We start from the raw sequence: 18174 nt of genomic DNA, 5'->3' as shown, positions 1-18174 counted from the left end.
GCTATTCATGTAAAGAAACGCAAAAGGCCGCGAGGATCGCTCCCCGCGGCGTTGTTTTACGCAATTAACAGCTGATGGTTCGCCAGCAGCGTTGCCAGATCCGTCTGCACGCCGTTCAGGGTCACCAGGGTGGTTGGCGAGAACTGACCGCCGGTACCGTCCAGGTCAACCTGGATCTCGGTATTGCTGCCGTTTTGCACCACGCGGATGTAATCGCTGATATTGCCCGCGCTGCTGTCCAGCGTGGCCACGCCGTTCACGTAGCTCGCCGAGCCCGTGCCGGTATAGCCGCTGCCGGAGAGCAGATCGCGCAGGTCGATGCGATCCGTGTCCGCGGTCCCTTCCCAGGTGCCGACCGTAAAGCCGTTCACCACGTCGTGACCGTTACCGCCCGTCGCATCCGAGGCGTTGATCAGCTTGTAGAGCAACGTATCGTGACCGCCGCTGCCGATGTTGAAGGTGTCGTTCCCGCCGCGGCCTTCGAACTGGTTATCACCGCTGTTGCCGGTAATGACGTCGTCGAAGTTCGAGCCGTTGATCCCCTCAATGTTGAGCAGTCGTGACGTACCGAACCCGGTGTCCTGCGCGGTTGAAAGGCGCAGGTCAACGGTCACGCCGGAGGTCGCATTGCGGTAATCCACCACGTCCATCCCACCGGTGTTGCTCCAGGTGTCGTAGTCGGAATGGGTATTCCAGCCGCCGGAGCCGTTGTAGGTATAGGTGCCATCTTCTGCGATAAAGGTGTCGTTATACCCGGTTCCGGTAATGGTCCCGCTGTGGCCCCCGGTGGCGGCTTCGGCCGTCAGGACATAGCCCTCTTTGCCGTTGCCCGCCTCCAGGCCGCTCCATGTGACGTTATCCGACACGCCGTTGGTGATCTTCAGGATCTCCGCCGAATAGGTTTCATTCGGATCCAGCCCGAAGAAGCTCACCAGCGCAGAGGTATCGTTCGAACCGATACCGGACTGGGCGTTGATGATCTGCGAGGCCACCAGCACGCCCGCGGCGTTGTACAGATTGACCGTGTTGCCGTAGTAGGCGTTGATGCCCTCGCTGTCGACAATGTGCAGGTGCATCGCGGTACCGTCAGCAATTTTGGCGCTGTTTTGCACCAGCACCACCTTGCCGTTCTGCTGCGACACCAGCAGATCCTTCGCGCCGTCCCAGTTGTAGTCCACTGCCGCCACACCGGTGGCGTAGGCAATACCGGACGCCAGCTGGCTTGAGGTCCAGGTAGAACCGTAACCGTTGTTAGTGAACAGCGTCGCCGTCTGTGAACCGCCGTAGGTGCTGAGCTTGATGATGTCCATCTGCCCGTCCCCGTTCCAGTCCACCGCCACCGACAAATACCCGGCCGTGGCGTTAGAGGCTTCCACCGCGCTCTTGGTGGCAGAGAGCTTCCCGGTACCGTCGTTGTAGTAAATAACACCGCCGTTATTGTTGTAGCTGCTGCCCAGGTACAGATCCATGTAGCCATCGCCGTTGAAGTCCGCCCACGTCATCGACGCCGCCGTGGTGGTATTCGAGGCGTTCCCTACAAACACGTTGGTCAGGTTCTGGCCGATGGATAGCGTGCCGTTGCCGTTGTTGTTGATCACGGTTAACGAGTTCGCGCCGCTGCGGTTGGTGTGCTGAACCACATCCACGGTGCCGTCATTGTTAATATCGACGCCGGAGATTTCACGCATGGTGGTGAACTGTCCCCAGAAACCCGCGCCGCCGTAGGTGCCGTCAGGCGAGAGTACCCCGTTGTTGTTGATCAGATAGGTGATGGAGTCCGCGCCTGAGTCACCGTACGCCAGATCCAGATAGCCATCACCGGTTTTGTCGTAAGCAATCACGCCGCCGTACCAGATGGTGGTGCCCATTGCCAACTGGCTGGCGTTATAGGTGCTGCCATCATAGGTCCACATCACCTGCGTCGAGCCAGCGTAGGTGTTCTCCGTCGCGAAGATATCCTGCGTGCCGTTACGGTCAAAGTCGGCGGCGGTCTGGCTCACCACGTAGTAGTTACGGGTATTGGTCAGCGTATTGCCGGCATAGGTCGAGCTATCGCTGCTGGAGTAAGACTGACCGTTAGCGATGATATTCCACAGACCGCTGCTGTTGATGCCGAAGGTCATGGTCGAGTTGTTGCTGTTCCCCGCCGTGGTCGCCCAGTCGGTATTCACCGAGGTGGTATCAATCACCAGGCTGCCCGTCGCCGTACCGGTGGTATTGCCGTTACCCGCGCTGCTCTTCACCTGCGCCGTCACGCTGTAGCTCGCCACGCTCAGGGCGTCGCCGTCCGGGATCTGCAGATACCAGGTGTTATGATCCGGGTCGACCACCACCGCGCCGCCGGTCTGGGAGGTGTAGGTTTTTCCGTTCACCGTTACCACCAGGTATTCACCGTTCACCAGGTCAGCTGAGACGGTACCGCTGACGATCGGCGTGGTATCCGACGTAGTCTGCGCGGTAATCGCCGCTGTGGTGGTCGGGATGCTGGTATCCACGTTCAGCACGAAGCCATCGGATTCCGTGTAGTTACCGGCCCTGTCGGTGACGCGCACAATGTAGACGTGGTTGCCATCGCTCAGGCCGTTGTCCTGGAAGGACCAGCTTGCGCTGCCATTCATGGTCACCTGGCCGAGCAGAACGCCGTCACGGTAGAGCTGAACAATTTCACCGTCATCCGGGGCGCGGTTAAGCGTCCCGTTGATCAGCGGCGCGTTATCGTCCGTTGCCACCGCACTGCCAAAGGTGCCCTGACGCTCGCCTTCGCCGTCGGTATAGCTCACTACGCTGCCGACCGTGGTAGGCGGCGTGGTGTCCACCGTCACCACCTGCGACGCGGTGGAGCCAACGTTGCCCGCCTGGTCGATAATCCGCACCTGGTAGGTGTAGTCCCCGTCAGGCAGATCGCGGGTATCGGTGTAGCTCCAGCGCTGGTTGGTGACCGTGGCGTCTGACCAGGTATTCCCGCCGTCCAGGCTGATCTGTACGCGCTCGTCGTTTGCCAGCGCGCTGCCCAGCGAACCGTTGATGGTCAGCGTGGTGTCCATGGTGATGAAATCACTGCCGGACTGTCCGGTATCTTCGCTGATGCTGTCGATGGTGATGCCGTACTGCGGCGCCTGGGTATCCACCATCACCGCCTGCGAGGTGGTTGCCCCAACGTTGCCTGCCTGGTCAACGACCCGCACCTGATAGTTATGGCTACCGTCGGTCAGGGTACGGGTGTCGCTGTAGCTCCACTGCGTACCGCTTACGGTGGCGTACACCCAGGTGCTGCCGCCATCCACGCTCACCTGCACGAATTCACCCGCGCCGAGTTCTGCGCCGAGCGTTCCGTGCAGCGTGTACGAGGTCGAACTGGTCAGGAAGTCGTTATTGTCGAAGCCGGTATCCACGGTGATGTTATCCACGGTCACTGTAATCGCTGCATCCGGCGCGACCGTATCGACGGTCACCTGCTGATGGGCGCTGGCGCCCACGTTGCCCGCCGCATCCACAACGCGAACGTAGTAGTCATAGGTCTGGTTACCCAGCGTGCGACCGTCCACGTAGTACCAGCTGTTGCCGGTGACAATCACGTTTTGCCAGGTAACGCCACCGTCGATGCTGATCTGGGCATACTCACCGTCCGCCAGCGTCGCGCCGAGCGAGCCGTGCAGGGTCAGGGACGTATCGTTAGTGATAAAGTCGCTGCCGCTCAGACCGGTATCGTCGCTGATGCTATCGATGGCGATAGTTTTACTGGCGTCCGGTGCAACCGTATCAATGGTCACCACCTGGCTGGCGGTGGCGCTGATATTGCCCGCGTCGTCAATCACGCGCAGCTGGTAGTTGTAATCCCCGTCGGCCAGCGTGCGGCCATCAACGTACGTCCAGCTCAGGCCGCTGACGCTGACGTCGATCCAGGTAACGCCGCCGTCCAGACTGATCTGCGCGTGGTCGCCGCTGCCCAGCGCCGCGCCGAGCGTCCCTTTCAGGCTGATCTGGTTGTCGCTGGTGATAAAGTCGCTGCCGGACAGGCCGGTATCCTGGGTGATGGAATCGACCGTAATCGTCGTAGCCGCTGGCTTCGTCAGGTCAATCACCACGTCCTGGCTGTCCGTCGCCCCGACGTTGCCCGCGTTATCGATAACGCGCACCTGGTACTGGTACGTACCGTCCGTCAGGGTGCGACCATCGGTGTAGCGCCAGCTGGTGCCGGTCACGGTCAGGTCAATCCAGGTGGTGCCGCCGTCAAGGCTGATCTGCGCCTTTTCGTTATTGCCGAGCTGCGAGGTCAGCGAGCCGTTGACCACCACCTGAGCGTCGTTGGTGATGAAATCACTCGCGCTCAGGCCGGTGTCGTTTTGCAGCGAATCAATGCTGATGCCCATCGACGGCGCGGTGAGATCCACCGTGACGGTGTGGTTATCGCTGGCGCTGTTGCCGATGGCGTTGCTGACCTGCGCGTTAATCACGTACGAACCGCCGTCCGCCAGCGCGGCCACGTCTGCGCTGCCCAGCGTGTAGCTCCAGGAGCCGTCATTCTGCACGGTCGCCGTATAGGTTTTACCGTTCAGGGTGATGGTCACCGTCTGGCCCGCCGGGGCGTCGGTGGTGCCGCTGATAATCAGCGGCGTTCCGTGCTCGGCGGCGTTGACGATATCGTCCTGCGCAAAGGTGTTAATGGTGATGGTTGGGACATCGCCGTTCAGCGTCACGTCGTGCGTTGCGCTGCCCGGGTTGCCCGCCCTGTCGCTTACTGAAGCGGTGATGGTGTAATCCCCGTCGCTCAGGCCGAGGAAATCGCGGCCCGGCACGAAGACCGACCACGATCCGTCCGCACCAACGGTCGCCTGATAGCTGTGCCCGTTGAAGGAGACGGTCACCGTCTGGCCCTGTTCCGCCGTGGTGGTACCACGGATCGTCTGGCCCGCCAACTGCTCCGCGTTGTTGACGATATCGTCATCCGCGACAGTGCTGATGGTCACGGTTGGCGCGACGGTGTCTACCGTTAAGGTATGCGTGGTCTGGCCGCCGTTGCCGGCTTTGTCGTTGACCGATGCGGTGACCGTCAGCGCGCCCTGGCTCAGGGCGGCCAGATCTGCCGCCGGCACGTCGAGCGTCCAGGTGCCGTCGTTTGCCACGGTGGCGGTGTAGGTCTTACCGCCCAGGGAAACGGTGACGCTCTGGCCCGCCTCCGCGCTGGAGGAGCCGTGCACGGTCAGCGGCTGCTGCGCTTCAAGCGCGTTCAGCATGTCGTCACCCGACAGCGTCGCAATGCTCACGACCGGCGCGGTGGTATCCACGCTGATGCCGTGCGTCGCCGACGCGCTGTTGCCCGCGCTGTCCTGCGCCGACACAGACACCTGATAGCTCGCGCCATCGGCCAGGGCGCCCACGTCTGCGGCCGGAACGGTGGTCGTCCAGCTGCCGTCGCTCTGGATGGTGGCCGTATAGCTCTTGCCGTTCAGGGTCACGGTGACCTGGGTTCCGCTGGCGAACTGCGCGCTGGAGCCGTTAATCACCAGTGAGTTGCCCGCTTCTGCCGCGTTAATGACGTCATCGCCGCTGATGGTGTTAACCGTCAGCCCGACCGATGCAGTATTGACTTCCACATCGTGGGTGCGGGTGCTGCTGTTGCCCGCGCTGTCGGTAATCGTCGCGCTGAGGGTCACGGTGCCGTCGGTCAGCGCGGAAATCACGCTGGCCGGCACGCCCACGCTCCAGTTACCGCTGGCGTCAACGGTGGTGGTGTACTGGTTCGAACCGATGGTGATGACCAGCTTATCGCCGACGCTCGCGCCGGTTGCCGTGCCGCTGACAATCTGCGCCTGCCCGTGCTCCACGCTGTTGATGACGTTATCGCCCGCGACAGCGTTAAAGCTGACGGTCGGCGGCGTGGTATCAAGCGTTATCGTCTTGCCCGCGCTGCCCGGGTTACCCGCGGCGTCGCTCACGCTGGCCTGCACGGTGTAGCCGTTATCCGCCAGTGCGGACAGGTCTGTACCCGGCACGTTCACGCTCCAGATGCCGCCCTGCTGCACCTGCGCGGTATAGCTCTTACCGCCCAACGTCACGGTGACCGTCTGCCCGGCTTCCGCCGTGGTGGTACCGGAGACGGTCACGCCCGCAGCCGCTTCGCTGGCGTTAATCACGTTATCACCGGCCACCGTATCAATGGTCACGGCAGGCGCGGTCGTATCCACGCTGTACTCGCGGCCCGCCGAGGCGCTGTTGCCGTGCGCGTTGGTGACGTTCACCTGCACGCTGGCATCGCCCTCTTTCAGGCCCGCGAGATCCGCAGACGGTACGGTTGCCGTCCAGTTACCGTCGGCGTCCACTTTCGTGGTGTACGTCTTGCCGCCGAAGGTAACGGTAACGGTCTGGTTTTCCTCCACGTTCGAGGTGCTGCCCGAGAGCACCAGATCCGCGCCTTTCTCCGCCGCGTTAATCACGTCGTCGGTGGCAATCACATCGATACTGACGGCAACGACAGACAGATCGACGGTGACATCGTGGCTGATGGTCACCGGGTTGCCCGCCGCGCTCTGGCCAGCAACGGTCACGGTGACCGTGCCCGCAGCAAGGGCACCAACGTCTGCCGCCGGGATCGCCGCGCTCCAGCTGCCATCTGCCAGCACGGAGGCCGCATAGGTTTTGCCATTGACGGTCACGGTGAGCGTGGTGCCCGCCGCCAGCCCGTCGCTGGAGCCGGTGACAATCAGGTTCTGACCGTGCTCGATGCTGTTGATCACATCGTCGCCCGCCACGGTATCAATGCGCAGACCCGGCAGGCTGGCGTCTATAACGATTTCGCGCTCGCCCGCGCCGGTGTTGCCGTGGCCGTTGGTGACGGTCGCCGACACGGTCAAATCGCCGTTGCCCAGCGCTGTCAGGACGGATTCCGGCACGCTCACGGACCAGGTCAGATCGCTCTGCACCGTTGCGGTATAGCTGTTGCCGCCGATATTCACGGTTACCGTGTTGCCCGCTTCCGCGTTCGCTACCTTACCGCTGATGGTCTGGCCTGCCGCCACTTCCGCCGCGTTGATGACGTTATCGCCCGCCACGGTGTTGATGGTGACGGTTGGCAGCGCGGTGTCCACCAGCAGGTTCGCGGTGTTGCTCACGCTGTTGCCCACGCCGTTGGTGGCGGCGACGCTCAGGGTGTAGTTCGCTTCGCCCAGCCCCGCGAGATCCGCTGCCGGAACGGTCAGGCTCCAGGTGCCGTCTGCTGCCGTCGTGGCCGCGTAGTTTTTACCGTTCAGGGTCACGGTCACCACGGTGCCTTCCGCCAGGTTGGCGCTGGTGCCGCTGACGCTCAGGTCCTGGCCTTTCTCCACCGCGTTCAGCACGTTGTCGCCGCTGATGGCGTTGAACGCCACGGACGGCAGGCCGGTATCGACGGTCACGTTATGCGTGCCGGTGCCGGTGTTGCCCGCCGCGTCGGTGACTGACGCAGTAACGGTTACGGTGCCGTCGCTGAGGCCGGAAATGACGCTGGCCGGTACGCCGACGCTCCAGTTGCCCGCCGCGTCCAGCACGGTGGTGTACGTCTGGCCGCCAATCGTGACGGTGACCTTATCGCCCGCCGCCGCGCCGGTGGCGGTGCCGCTGACGATCTGCGCCTGAGCGTGCTCAGCGATGTTAATCACGTCGTCTCCCGCCACGGTGTTGATGGTCACCGCAGGCACGGTCACGTCCACCGTCAGAGTGTGATCAACCGACGCCGGGTTGCCCGCCTTGTCGCTGACGCTCGCCGTCACGGTGACGCTGCCGTCGCCGAGCGATGCCAGATCCGCCGCCGGAACGTTCAGCGTCCAGCTGCCGTCCGCGCCTGCGGTTGTGGTGTAGTCTTTGCCGTTCAGCGTCACGGTCACGGTCTGGCCCGCTTCGGCGGTGGTGGTGCCGGAAATGGTCAGATCGGACTGCGCTTCTGCGGCATTCAGAATATCGTCGGATGCCAGGGTATTGATGGTCACGGACGGCGCGGTGGCATCCACGCTGTACTCGCGGCCCGCCGAGGCACTGTTGCCGTTCACGTTAGTGACGCTCACCTGCACGCTGGCGTCGCCATCCTTGAGGTGTACCAGATCCGCAGACGGCACGGTCCAGGTCCAGTTACCGCTGTCGTCTACTGTCGCGCTATAGATTTTGCCGTTCAGGCTGATAGTCACGGTCTGCCCGGCTTCCACGTTGGTGGTCGCACCGGACAGCACCAGATCCGCGCCCTTCTCCGCCGCGTTAATCACGTCGTCGGTAGCGATGGAATTGATGCTGATGGCAACGGTCGCCAGATCCACCGTCACGTCGTGGCTGATGGTAATCGGGTTGCCCGCCGAGCTGTCGCCGGTAACGCTGATTTTGACGGTGCCTTCCGGCCACGCGTTCACGTCGGTGGACGGGATCGCCGCACTCCAGGTGCCGTCCGCCAGCACCGTCGCCGCATAGTCTTTACCGTTGACGGTCACCGTCAGCGCCGTGCCCGCCGCCAGCCCGTCGCTGGAACCGGTGACAATCAGGTTCTGCGCATGCTCAATGCTGTTGACCACATTGTCGCCCGCCACGGTATTGACGCGCAGGCCCGGCAGGTTAGCGTCAATGGCAATGTCGCGCTCGCCGGAACCGGTGTTGCCGTGGCCGTTGGTGATGGTCGCCGTCACGCTCAGGCTGCCGTTGCCCAGGGCGGCCAGCACGTCAGACGGCACGTTCACGGACCAGGTCAGATCGTCCTGCACCGTTACGGTGTAAGTGTTTCCGCCAAGGGTGACGGTCACGGTGTTACCCGCTTCGGCATTCGCCACGGTGCCGCTCAGGGTCTGGCCCGCTGCCACTTCCGCCGCGTTAATGACGTTATCGCCCGCCACGGTGTTGATGGTGACGGTCGGCAGCGCGGTGTCCACCAGCAGGTTCGCGGTGTTGCTCACGCTGTTGCCCACGCCGTTGGTGGCGGTCGCGTTCAGGGTGTAGTTAGCCTGGCCGAGGCCGGCCAGATCGGCGGCCGGAACCGTCAGGCTCCAGGTGCCGTCTGCCGCCGTTGTCGCCGTGTAGTTTTTACCGTTGAGGGTTACGGTCACCACGCTGCCTTCCGCAAGGTTGGCGCTGGTGCCGCTGACGTTCAGATCCTGACCTTTTTCTGCCGCGTTCAGAACGTTATCGTCGCTGATGGCGTTGAAGGCCACCGATGGCAGACCGGTATCGACGGTCACGTTATGCGTGCCGGTGCCGGTGTTGCCCGCCGCGTCGGTGACTGACGCCGTGATGGTCACGGTGCCGTCGCTGAGGCCGGAAATCACGTTCGCCGGTACGCCCACGCTCCAGTTACCCGCCGCGTCCAGCACGGTGGTGTAGGTCTGGCCGCCAATCGTGACGGTGACCTTATCGCCCGCTGCCGCGCCTGTGGCGGTGCCGCTGATGATTTGCGCCTGGCCGTGCTCTGTAATGTTAATGACATCATCACCCGCAACGGTGTTGATGGTCACCGCAGGCGCGGTGATATCTACCGCCAGGTTGTGATCCACGGACGCCGGGTTACCCGCTTTATCGCTTACCGATGCGGTGACGGTCACGCTGCCGTCGGTTAATCCTGCCAGGTCCGCCGCCGGAACGTTCAGCGTCCAGCTGCCGTCTGCGCTGACGGTTGAGGTGTAGTCTTTGCCGTTCAGCGTCACGGTCACGGTCTGGCCCGCTTCGGCGGTGCTGGTACCGGATACGGTCAGATCGGCTTTCGCCTCCGTTGCGTTCAGAATGTCGTCCGTCGCCAGGGTGTTAATGGTCACGGACGGCGCGGTCGCATCCACACTGTACTCGCGGCCCGCCGAGGCGCTGTTGCCGTTGACGTTGGTGACGCTCACCTGCACGCTGGCGTCACCGTCTTTCAGGCCCGCCAGATCGGCTGAAGGCACCGTGGCGGTCCACTTGCCGTTGGCGCCTACGGTCGCAGTGTAGCTCTTGCCGCCGAAGATGATAGTGACGGTCTGGTTTTCTTCCACATTGCTTGTGGTGCCGGAGAGCAGCAGATCCGCGCCCTTCTCGGCCGCGTTAATCACATCATCGGTGGCGATTGCGTCAATGCTGATGGCGACGCTTGCCAGATCCACCGTCACATCGTGGCTGATGGAAACCGGGTTACCCGCGCTGCTCTGGCCCGTGACGATCACGGTGACCGTGCCTGCGTTCAACGCGCTGACATCTGCCGCCGGAATAGCCGCGCTCCAGGTGCCGTCGCCCAGCACGGTCGCCGGATAGGTTTTGCCGTTTACGGCCACGGTCAGCGTCGCGCCCGCTGCAAGGCCGTCGCTGGAGCCGGTGATAATCAGGTTTTGAGTACGTTCGATGCTGTTGATCACGTCGTCACCCGCCACGGTATCCACGCGCAGGCCCGGCAGGTTAGCGTCTATAACGATTTCGCGCTCGCCCGTTCCGCTATTGCCCACGCCGTTGGTAACGCTGGCTGACACGGTCAGATCGCCGTTACCCAGCGCGGTCAGCACGTCGGACGGCACGTTCACGGACCAGGTGAGATCGCTCTGCACCGTTGCGGTGTAGCTGTTGCCGCCAATCGTCACAGTCACGGTGTTGCCCGCCTCAGCGTTCACCACCTTACCGCTGATGGTCTGCCCGGCTGCCAGCTCCGCCGCGTTAATAACGTCATCACCCGCGACGGTGTTGATGATAATCCCCGGCAGAACGGACTCGACGATCACGGCGTGCGACGCGCTGGTGCTGTTGCCAACGCTGTCCGTCGCCGACGCGGTGACGGTGTAAAGCGCCTCGCCCAGTTGACCTACCTCGCTAGCCGGAACGGTGGTGGTCCATTTTCCGTTGCTGTCTACCTGCGCGCTGTACGCTTTGCCGTTCAGCATCACGGTCACCACCGCGCCCGTCGCCAGGCCGGAAGCCGTACCGGAGATCGTCAGTTCCTGGGTTTTCTCGGTATTGTTGATCACATCGTCACCGGAAACGGTGTCAATGGTCAGCACCGGCGCGGTCAGGTTCACCTCCACGCCGTGCGTGGCGCTGTTGCTGTTGCCCGCCTTATCGGTCAGCGCCGCGGTGATGGTGTAATCCCCGGCGGTGAGAGCGGTAACGTCTGCTGCAGGTACGCCCACGCTCCAGTTGCCGGAGGCGTCCAGGGTGGCGGTGTACGATTTGTTATTGAGGGTAACGGTGACCACGTCGCCCGCAGCCGCGCCGGTCACGGAACCGGTGACAATCAGGGCCTGCGCGTGCTCGACGCTGTTGATCACGTCGTCGTCGGAAACGGTGTTAATGGTCAGCTGCGGGACGGTGGTATCGACCAGCACGTCGCGATCCGCAGAGGCCGGGTTGCCCGCCTTATCAGACACGGCGGCGCTGATGGTGTAGCTACCGTCGCTAATGCCGCTCAGATCCGCGGACGGCACGGTCACGCTCCAGCTGCCGTTTGCCTGCACGGTGGTGCTGTAGTCCACGCCGTTCAGCGTCACGGTAACGGTCTGGCCCGCTTCGGCGTTAGTTACGCCGTTAACGACCAGATCCTGCTGCGCCTCGGCCGCATTGATGATGTTGTTATCGCTGACGATCTCGATAGACACCGTCGGCGCGGTGGCGTCCACGCTGTACTCGCGGCCTGCCGACGCGCTGTTGCCGTTCACGTTGGTGACGCTCACCTGCACGCTGGCATCGCCGTCCTTCAGGCTGCCCAAATCGGCAGACGGTACGGTCGCCGTCCAGTTGCCGCTGGCATCCACGGTCGCGGTGTACGACTTGCCGCCGAAGGTGATGGTGACGGTCTGGTTTTCTTCTACGTTGGTGGTGGAGCCGGACAGCACCAGGTCCGCGCCTTTCTCCGCCGCGTTAATCACGTCGTCGGTGGCAATCGCGTCAATGCTGATGGCGACCGCCGCCAGATCCACCGTCACGTCATGGCTGATGGAGACCGGGTTGCCCGCCGCGCTATTCCCCTCGACCTTCACGGTGACCGTGCCTGCACCGAGCGCGCTGACGTCTGCCGCCGGAATGGCCGCCGTCCAGGTGCCGTCCGCAAGCACCGTTGCGGCGTAGGTTTTGCCGTTGACGGTGACTGTTAACGCCGCGCCTGCTGCCAGGCCGTCGCTGGAGCCGGTGATAATCAGGTTCTGAGCGTGCTCAATGCTGTTGATGACATCGTCGCCCGCCACGGTATCGACGCGCAGGCCCGGCAGGTTGGCATCAATAGTGATGTCGCGCTCGCCGGAGCCGGTGTTGCCGTGGCCGTTGGTGACGCTGGCTGACACCGTCAGATCGCCGTTACCGATGGCGGTTAAGACAGTGGACGGCACGTTGACCGACCAGCTCAGATCGTCCTGAACGGTGGCAGTATACGTATTGCCGCCGATTGAAATAGTGACAGTGTCACCGATCGCCGCACCGCTCACTTTGCCGCTCAGAGTCTGCCCGGTAGCCACTTCCGCTGCGTTAATGACATCGTCCGTGGCAACAGGGTTGATGGACACCTGCGGCAGCGCGCTGTCGACCAGCACGTCATGGCTGACGCTTGCGCTGTTGCCCGCCGCGTCGGTCACTGCTGCCGTCACGGCATAGTTCGCTTCGCCCAGCGCAGCAACGTTTGCCGCCGGAACGGTGACGCTCCAGCTGCCGCTGGCGTCGGTAGTAGCGGTGTAATTGATGCCGTTCAGGGTCACCGTAATGGTGGTACCCTCAGGCTGGTTGCTGGTACCGGACACCTGCAGATCCTGACCTTTCTCGACGGCGTTAATGACGTCGTCACCCGCCAGGGTATTGATGGCAACCACCGGCGTGGTCAGGGAGACGTCAAACTCGTGCGTCGCGGTGGTGCTGTTACCGGCTTTATCGGTGAGGGTCGCGGAAATCGTATGGTCGCCGTTTGCCAGCGCGCCCACGTCCGTCGCCGGAACGCCCACGCTCCAGCTTCCGGAAGCGTCCAGCATGGCGGTGTAGTCTTTACCGTTCAGGGTGACGGTAATCACGTCACCCGCCTGCGCGCCCGCGACCTTGCCGGAGACAATCAGTGCCTGGCCGTGCTCGGCAATATTCACGATGTCGTCGCCCGCAACGATGTTGAATGAAATCTGCGGTACGGTGGTATCCACCAGCACGGAAGCATCCGCGCTGGCCGGGTTGCCGGCTTTATCGGAAACGGAAGCGGTGACCGTGGCGCTGCCGTCGGAAATGCCCGCCAGATCGGCTGCCGGCACGTCCAGCGTCCAGCTGCCGTCCGCCTGAACCTGCGCGCTGTACTGCTTGCCGTTGAAGTTCACGGTGACCGTCTGGCCCACCTCGGCAGTAGACGTCCCGCTCAGGGTCAGATCCTGCGCCGCCTCTGCCGCGTTCAGCATGTTATCGCCGCTGATGGTGTTAATCGTGACCGTCGGCGCGGCGGTATCGACGCTGAATTCCTGCGCAGACGAAGCCGCGTTGCCGTTGACGTTAGTGACGCTCACCTGCACGCTGGCGTCGCCGTCTTTCAGTCCACTCAGATCGGCTGCCGGAACGGTGTACGTCCAGTCGCCGTTGGCATCCACCGTCGTGGTATAGGTTTTACCGGCGAAGGTGATGGTTACGGTCTGACCCGCTTCAACGTTGGACGTGGAGCCGGAAAGCACCAGGTCCTGGCCTTTTTCCGCCGCGTTGAGCACGTTATCGTCGGTCACGCTGCTGATGGTGATGGCGACAGGCGCGAGATCGACGTCCACGACGGTGCCGATGGTCACCGGGTTGCCGGAGGCATCTTTTGCGCTGGCGCTGATGGTGAGCGAACCGTCCGCCCACTGGGACACATCGGCCGCCGGTACCGCCGCCTGCCAGGTGCCGTCCGCCAGCACGGTGGCGGAATAGGCGTTGCCGTTAATGGTCACCGTGACGGTGCTGCCCACTGCCAGATCGGTGCTTGAGCCGGACACAATCAGGTTCTGCGCGTGTTCGATGACGTTAATGACGTTATCGCCCGCCACGGTATCAATACGCAGGCCCGGCAGCTGGGCGTCGATGGTGAAGTCCAGCGAAGACGAACCGGTATTGCCGTGCGCGTTGGTAACGCTGGCGGATACGGTCAAATCGCCGTTGCCGAGCGCGGTTAGCTGGCTCTGGGTTAACGGCAGGCTCCAGGAGAGATCGTCCTGCACGGTCGCAGTGTATGTCTGGCCGCCAAGAGCAATCGTGACAGTGTCACCTGGCGCCGCATTCGTCACCTTGCCGGTCAGGGTTTGCCCTGCAGCCACTTCCGCCGCGTTAACGACATTGTCGCCCGCCAGCGCATCGATCGTTACAACCGGCAGCGAGCTGTCCACCAGCACGTCGTGTGAGGTTGAGGCGCTGTTGCCCACGCTATCGGTGACGCTCGCCGTCACGGTGTAACTGGCTTCGCCCAGCGCGCTGACCGCGGCCGCAGGCACGGTCACGCTCCAGTTGCCGCTGGCGTCAGCGGTGGCCGTATAGTGGATACCGTTCAGGGTCACGGTAATGGTCGTGCCTTCCGGCTGGTTGCTGGAGCCGGAGATCTGCAGATCTTCGCCTTTCTCCGTCGCATTGATCACATCGTCCGCCGCCAGCGTGTTAATGCCGATAGCTGGCGTCACGGTATTCACCACCACGTCCAGTGAGCTGCTGCCGGTATTTCCGGACTGGTCGGTCACGGAGACGTTAATGGTCCAGGTGCCGTCCGCCAGCCCCTGCACGACGGACGCGGGCAGGCCGAGGCTCCAGTTGCCCGCCGCGTCCACCACGGTGGTGTAATCCACGCTGTTAATGGTGACAGTCACAAGATCGCCCGCTGCCGCGCCGGTGACGGAGCCGCTCAGGATCTGCGCCTGTGAATGGGCGAGCTGATTAACAGTGTTGGTGGCGGTGACAAACTCGTTAATGGTTACCTGCGGTACGGTTGCGTCCACCAGACCCACGCGATCGGCGCTGCTGGTGTTGCCCGCCACGTCGCTGACGGTTGCCGTCACGGTAACAATGCCGTCTGCCAGCGCGCCCACGTCGGCCGCGGGCACGCTCAGTTGCCAGGTACCGTCCGCCTGGACGGTGGTCTGATAGTTTTTGCCGTTCAGCGTCACGGTGACCGTCTGGCCGGGTTCCGCCGTGCTGCTGCCGCTTAACGCTAAATCCTGCTGCGCTTCCGCCGCGTTGATAATGTTGTCGTCGGTCAGGTTATCGAGCGTAATCGCCGGAGGCTGCGTATCCACCGTGACCACGCGCGCGGCGTCCGCGCTGTTGCCGCTGATGTTAGTGACGCTGACGCTCACCTGCGCGCGCCCGTCAATCAGCGTTTCCATGGCGCTGGCGGGCACGGTCAGGCTCCAGGAGCCATCCTGCTGCACCTGTGCGGTAAAGGTCTGGTCGGCAAATTTCACCACCACGGTTTGCCCCGCCTCCACGCCCTGCGTCTGGCCGGAAAGGGTTAAATCACTGCCTTTTTCAGCCGCATTCAGCAGGTCATCGCCGGAGACGGTATCAATGGTGACCGCCACGGCGTTGAGATCGAGTTCAATCGGGTGTTCAGCCGCAACGGTATTGCCCCAGGCATCTTTTGCGCTGACGCTAACCGTCACCTCTCCCGCCGTCCAGGCCTGCAGGTCCGCAGCAGGAACACCAATGCTCCAGCCGCCGCTGGCAGTAACCACGGCGTTATATTCGACGTTGTTAATGGTGACGACGATCGTCGTGCCCGCGGCCAGGTGGGTGCTGGCGCCGGTGACGGTCAGGTCCTGCTGCTGCTCGATGGCGTTGATAACGTCATCGCCGGAAATGGTGTTTACGCGCAGCCCCGGCAGTTCCGCGTTAATATTGATATCGCGCTCGCCGGTGCCGGTATTGCCGTGCGAATTGGTCACCGATGCGATGAAGGTTAAATCACCGTCGCCAAACGCCTGAAGATCCGCTGACGGGATTTTCACGCTCCAGGTCAGATCGCTGCCCACCGTGGCGCTGTAGCTCTTGCCGCCCACGGTAACAGACACCGTATCGCCCGCCGCCGCGCCGGTAACGCGACCGCTGAGGGTTTGGTCCACGCCCGCTTCGGCGTTATTGACCAGGTTGTCGCCCGCAAAGGTGTTGATAATAACCTGCGGAAGCACGGTATCCACCAGCAGCGTCGCCCCGGCAGAGCCGCTGTTGCCCACGCTGTCGGTGCCGCTGACGCTGACGGTGTAAAGGGTGTTCGCCAGATTCAGGACGTCGGACACCGGCACCTGGACCGCCCAGATACCGTTTTCGACGGTAGCGTGATAGCTGACGTTGTTCAGCGTCACGGTGACGGCGCTGCCGTCCGGCAGGTTGCTGGTTCCGGTCAGGCTCAGCGGCTGCATCGCCTCCCGGGCATTCAGCACGTTGTCCTGGCTGATGGCGTCAATCGTGAATTCCGGCGGGTTGCCGCTCAGTGCAATGCCGTGCGTGGCGCTACCGGTATTCCCCGCCGCATCGGTGACGGAGACGGCAATGGTGTGGTTGCCCTCACCCAGCGCGCCGATGACGGAGGCAGGAACACCCACGCTCCAGCTGCCGTCTGCCTGTACTACGCCGGTGAAGGTCTGGCCGCCAACGGTCACGGTGACGACATCCCCTGCCGCCGCGCCGCTCGCCTGCCCGGAAATAATCTGCGCCTGGCCCTGCTCGCCGGTGTTCAGAATGTCGTCACCCGCGACAGTATTGATGGTGACGACCGGCGCGGTGGTATCCACCGTGAAATCTGCGGTCACGGACGAGCCGTTGCCCGCTTTGTCACTGACGTTCACCGTCAGGGTGTGGTTTCCCTCATTAAGGGCCTGCACCTCGCTGGCCGCCAGCGTGACGGACCAGGAGCCGTCGCTGCCCACCGTGGCGTTATAATTTTTGCCGTTCAGCGTCACCGTCACTATCTGCCCGGCTTCCGCGTTGGTTTTACCACTCAGCGTCAGCGGCTGGTTGTGCTCGGCGGCATTAATGATGTTGTCCTGCGCGAGCGTATCGACGGAGAGGGTTGGCGCGGCGGTATCCACGCCAATCGTCTGGCTTCCGCTCACGGTATTCCCCGCCGCGTCTTTGCCGCTGACGTTGACCGTCCAGGTGCCGTCGCCGAGCGCCTGCGCGTCTGCCGCAGGCACGTTAACGCGCCACGCGCCGTCTGCCCCCACCTGAGCGGTGTAGGTTTTACCGTTCAGCGTCACGGAGACGTCGGTTCCCTCAGCCAGATGCTGGCTGCTACCGGAGAGCGTAAAGCCTGCGGACTGCTCGCTGGCGTTAATCACGTTGTCCCCCGCCGTTGTTGCCAGCGTAAGCGTGGCCTCGGCCGTAGAGACGGTGACGGTGATGCTGCCCGCAGAGGTGGTTTTACTGCCGTCGATCTGCACCACCGACCAGGTGTGCTCTCCGTCGGCCTGGGTCGGAAGTTTTACCGTCCAGGTACCGTCTTTACTGACCATCGCGCTGGCGATGGTGCTACCGCTGCCGTCTTTAATCTGGATGGTCGCGCCCGGCTGACCGGTACCGCTAAAGGTCGGCGCGTTGTCGTCCGTGATCGCGTTTGCGCTCAGTACTCCCTGCTTGTCGCCCACCTTGTCCGACAGCAAAAAGGTCGGCGTGGCGCTTTCTACTTCCTTCGTATTATCAATAACTTTGGTTTTTGTTTCGCCATCTCCGCCGTGGGCCAGCAGGGCGCCAATAGCACCACCGCCTAATGCCGCCCCTGCAATCCAGCCCCACGGCGCATCGCTCAGGACGCTTCCCTGCTCCAGGAAGGGTTCAATGCTGCTAATGGGTGTGGCCTGCGCGGATAATTCAGTGACGGCAACGCCTGACGCTTCACCGGCATCGGCAAAAGAGATATGAGACAGCTCCTGCCCGTCGTTGAACACCAGCTCTGACTGATGTTGGGTGTCAGGATCTTCGACAAAATAGTTATTGCAGCGAATAACGCTGCCGTCCTTCATATAAATGAGAAGGTCTTTACCCTGGCGGACATAACGCACCACGTCCTGAGCAGAGCCCTGAATTTCAATCACGCTCGGCGATGAAATTGACACCGACAGATTTCCTTCGCCGGTTAATTTCGTTTTCTCCGCCGTTTTACGAATGATGACATCAACAACCTTTACGTTACTCATATTCTTCTCCTTGCAGGTGTACGGATTCCTGTGGATATGTCCACCAGACGGATGTAGCTATCCCTGGGAAAAAACACCCATTATTTTCAGACTTATTTCGCGCAGCTATGCG

The 18174-nt window shown here is 62.7% G+C and carries 1 protein-coding gene; it reads right to left on the bottom strand.

What is annotated here, in order from left to right:
* Positions 1-56: 56 nt before the first annotated feature.
* Entirely contained in the window at positions 57-18062 is an 18006-nt protein-coding gene (locus tag V1603_RS14290) for an Ig-like domain-containing protein (RefSeq protein ID WP_395312816.1), read from the bottom strand.
* Positions 18063-18174 lie beyond the last annotated feature (112 nt).

This window comes from Enterobacter sp. ECC-219 (genome assembly GCF_043966805.1).
Lineage (GTDB): Bacteria > Pseudomonadota > Gammaproteobacteria > Enterobacterales > Enterobacteriaceae > Enterobacter > Enterobacter cloacae_N.
Note: the sequence above shows the minus strand (reverse complement) of the source record. Positions and strands in the feature narration are given on the sequence as shown.

What these genes read in the sequence shown, in the direction of transcription:
- V1603_RS14290 (WP_395312816.1), bottom strand. Translation starts at nt 18,062, where the DNA reads ATGAGTAACGTAAAGGTTGTTGATGTCATCATTCGTAAAACGGCGGAG.